A 3,050-nucleotide genomic window follows, 5' to 3' on the forward strand; every position below is an offset into this window, starting at 1 on the left:
CCCGGCTGGAGCGCGAGGCGGCCGCGGCCGAGCGGCGTCCCGGCGCGCTGCCGGCGGGCGGGCCGATCGAGGGCGTGCCGGTCGAGCGCGGGCAGTACCGCGCCAACGGCTGATCACTTCCGGGTCTCCACGGCTTTCCGCACGGATCGGCCGAGCGCCGCTCCCCGAACCCCGAATGCCCACCATGAAGATGAAGAAGCAGCCGGTCGACCCCGAGGGCCGGATGCCGCTCATGGACCACCTCCGTGAGCTGCGCAACCGGCTGATCAAGGCGATCCTCGGCCTGGCCGTCGGCACCGGCGTCGGGTGGCTGTTCTTCACCCCGATCTGGAACTTCGTCACCGAGCCGTTCACCCGGATCGACCCCAAGCACTGCATCAACCACAAGTGCGACCTGGTCGTCCACGGGATCTTCGACGGTTTCTTCATCCACATGAAGGTCGCGCTGCTGGCGGGCGCGGTGATCTCCTCCCCGGTCTGGCTGTACCAGCTGTGGGCGTTCGTGGCGCCCGGCCTGTACAAGCGGGAGAAGCGGTGGACGTACACGTTCATCGCGGCGGCGGTGCCGTTGTTCGTGGCGGGCGCGGCCCTGGCCTACGTCACGATGGACAAGGGCCTGAAGATCCTCATCGGGCTCGCGCCCGGCAGTTCCACGGTGCTGGTCGGGGTGGAGTCCTACCTCGGCTACGCGCAGGCGATGCTGCTGATCTTCGGGCTGGCGTTCGAGCTGCCGCTGTTCGTGGTGATCCTCAACATGGCGGGGGTGCTGCCGCACGGCACGATCCGCCGGTTCCGGCGCATGATGATCTTCGGGATCTTCGTGTTCGCGGCGGTCGCCACGCCCAGCCAGGACCCCTTCACGATGCTGGCCCTCGCGCTGCCGACGGTGGTGCTCTTCGAGGTCGCCGAGGTGCTGGCGTATTTCAACGACCGGCGGCGCGCCAACGCCCCCGACCCCTACGAGGGCCTGTCGGACGACGAGGCGGCCCCGCTGGACCTGGACCGGATCGACGCCGAGCTGGAGAGCGGCGGCCGCGGCGACCGCCGCTGACGGTGGGCCCTGCTGGTGATCATCGGGCCGGGTCCGGGGTGATCAACGGGTCGCGCCCGGGGTGATCAGCGGGCCGGGCCGCCGTGATCGTCCACCGGATCGGGCGGATCGTCCGGGAGAAGTTGTTGGGCCCCGAATTGGGAATCCGGGCGGGCGAAACCGTAGGCTCGGAGACATGAGCACCCCCGACACGCAGCCGGCCGAGCAGTCCGCGGCGGAACGGTACCGGGCCTTCCGGTCCCGGACCGCGGGGAGCGGGCCCGCGCTGCTGGACTTCCAGACGCTGTACGACTTCGAGCTGGACGCGTTCCAGATCGAGGCGTGCCGGGCGCTGGAGAAGGGCAGCGGCGTCCTGGTCGCCGCGCCCACCGGATCCGGCAAGACCCTGGTCGGGGAGTTCGCCGTGCACCAGGCGCTGCTGGGCGGCGGCAAGTGCTTCTACACCACCCCGATCAAGGCGCTGTCGAACCAGAAGTACGCCGACCTGGTCAGCCGCTACGGGCCGGAGAAGGTCGGGCTGCTCACCGGCGACAACAGCGTCAACGGCGAGGCCCCGATCGTGGTGATGACGACCGAGGTGCTGCGGAACATGCTCTACGCCGGGTCGCCGACCCTGGCGAGGCTGGCGTTCGTGGTGATGGACGAGGTGCACTACCTCGCCGACCGGTTCCGCGGCGCGGTCTGGGAAGAAGTGATCATCCACGTGCCGGACTCGGTGCGGCTGGTGGCGCTGTCGGCGACGGTGTCCAACGCCGAGGAGTTCGGCGAGTGGCTGCAGGCCGTCCGCGGCGACACCGCCGTGATCGTCGACGAGCACCGTCCGGTCCCGCTGTTCCAGCACATGCTGGTCGGCACCCGCCTGTACGACCTGTTCGTGGAGCAGGGCAAGGGGGAGGGGCGCCGCGCGAAGCTGAACCCGCAGCTCACCCGGATGGCGGTGGAGGAGGTGCGGCGCGCGAAGGTGAACCAGGGGCGGCGCACCGGACGGCGCCGCGCGCCGCGCCCGCAGCGGTTCCGGCCGCCGGCGCGCCCGGACGTCGTGGAGCGGCTCGAGCGGGCCGGGCTGCTGCCCGCGATCACGTTCGTGTTCTCCCGCAACGGCTGCGACGCGGCCGTCCTGCAGTGCCTGCACGCGGGGCTGCGGCTGACCTCCCGGGAGGAGGCCGAGGAGATCCGCGCGCACGTGGAGCTGCGCACGGCCGACCTCGACCCGGGCGACCTGCACGTCCTCGGCTACCACGACTTCCTGGCGGCGCTGGAGCGGGGGATCGCCGCGCACCACGCCGGGATGCTGCCGACCTTCAAGGAGATCGTCGAGGAGCTGTTCACCCGCGGGCTGATCAGGGCGGTGTTCGCGACCGAGACGCTCGCGCTCGGCATCAACATGCCCGCCCGCACCGTGGTGATCGAGAAGCTCGACAAGTGGAACGGCGAGGCGCACGTCGACCTCACCCCCGGCGAGTACACCCAGCTCACCGGGCGCGCCGGACGCCGCGGCATCGACGTGGAGGGCCACGCGGTGGTGGTCTGGGGGCCGAGCGTGGAGCCCGCGTCGGTCGCCGGGCTCGCGGGCGCCCGCACCTACCCGCTGAACTCCAGCTTCCGGCCGTCCTACAACATGGCGGTGAACCTGGTCGGGGCCGTCGGCCTCGAACGGGCCCGCAACCTGCTGGAGCAGTCGTTCGCGCAGTTCCAGGCCGACCGGGCCGTGGTCGGGCTGGCCAAGCAGGTCCGCAAGAACGAGGAGGCCCTCGCCGGGTACGCCAAGGCCGCCGAGTGCCACCTGGGCGACTTCATGGAGTACGCGGCGCTGCGCCGCCGCCTGTCGGACCGGGAGGCCGAGCTGTCCCGGGAGCGGTCGGCGTCGCGGCGCGCCGAGGCGGCCCGGTCGCTGGAGCACCTGCGTCCGGGCGATGTGATCCTGGTGCCGTCCGGGCGGCGCTCGGGGCTGGCGGTCGTCCTGGACCCGGGGCTCGGCCGCCGCTCGGACGGGGCCGCG

General features: G+C 71.8%; 2 protein-coding genes. Both read left to right on the forward strand.

Annotation, left to right across the window (positions count from 1 at the left end; translation table 11 throughout):
* Positions 1-184 precede the first annotated feature (184 nt).
* On the forward strand, positions 185-1,051 hold the full coding sequence (gene tatC, locus AB0J52_RS34150) for a twin-arginine translocase subunit TatC (protein ID WP_500187022.1): 867 nt from the start codon (positions 185-187) through the stop codon (positions 1,049-1,051).
* A 175-nt stretch (positions 1,052-1,226) separates the two neighbouring features.
* The coding region (locus AB0J52_RS34155) for a DEAD/DEAH box helicase (RefSeq protein WP_500187023.1) at positions 1,227-3,050 on the forward strand (1,824 nt) is incomplete at its 3' end.

This window comes from Spirillospora sp. NPDC049652, from assembly GCF_040675125.1.
Classification (GTDB): Bacteria; Actinomycetota; Actinomycetes; order Streptosporangiales; family Streptosporangiaceae; genus Spirillospora.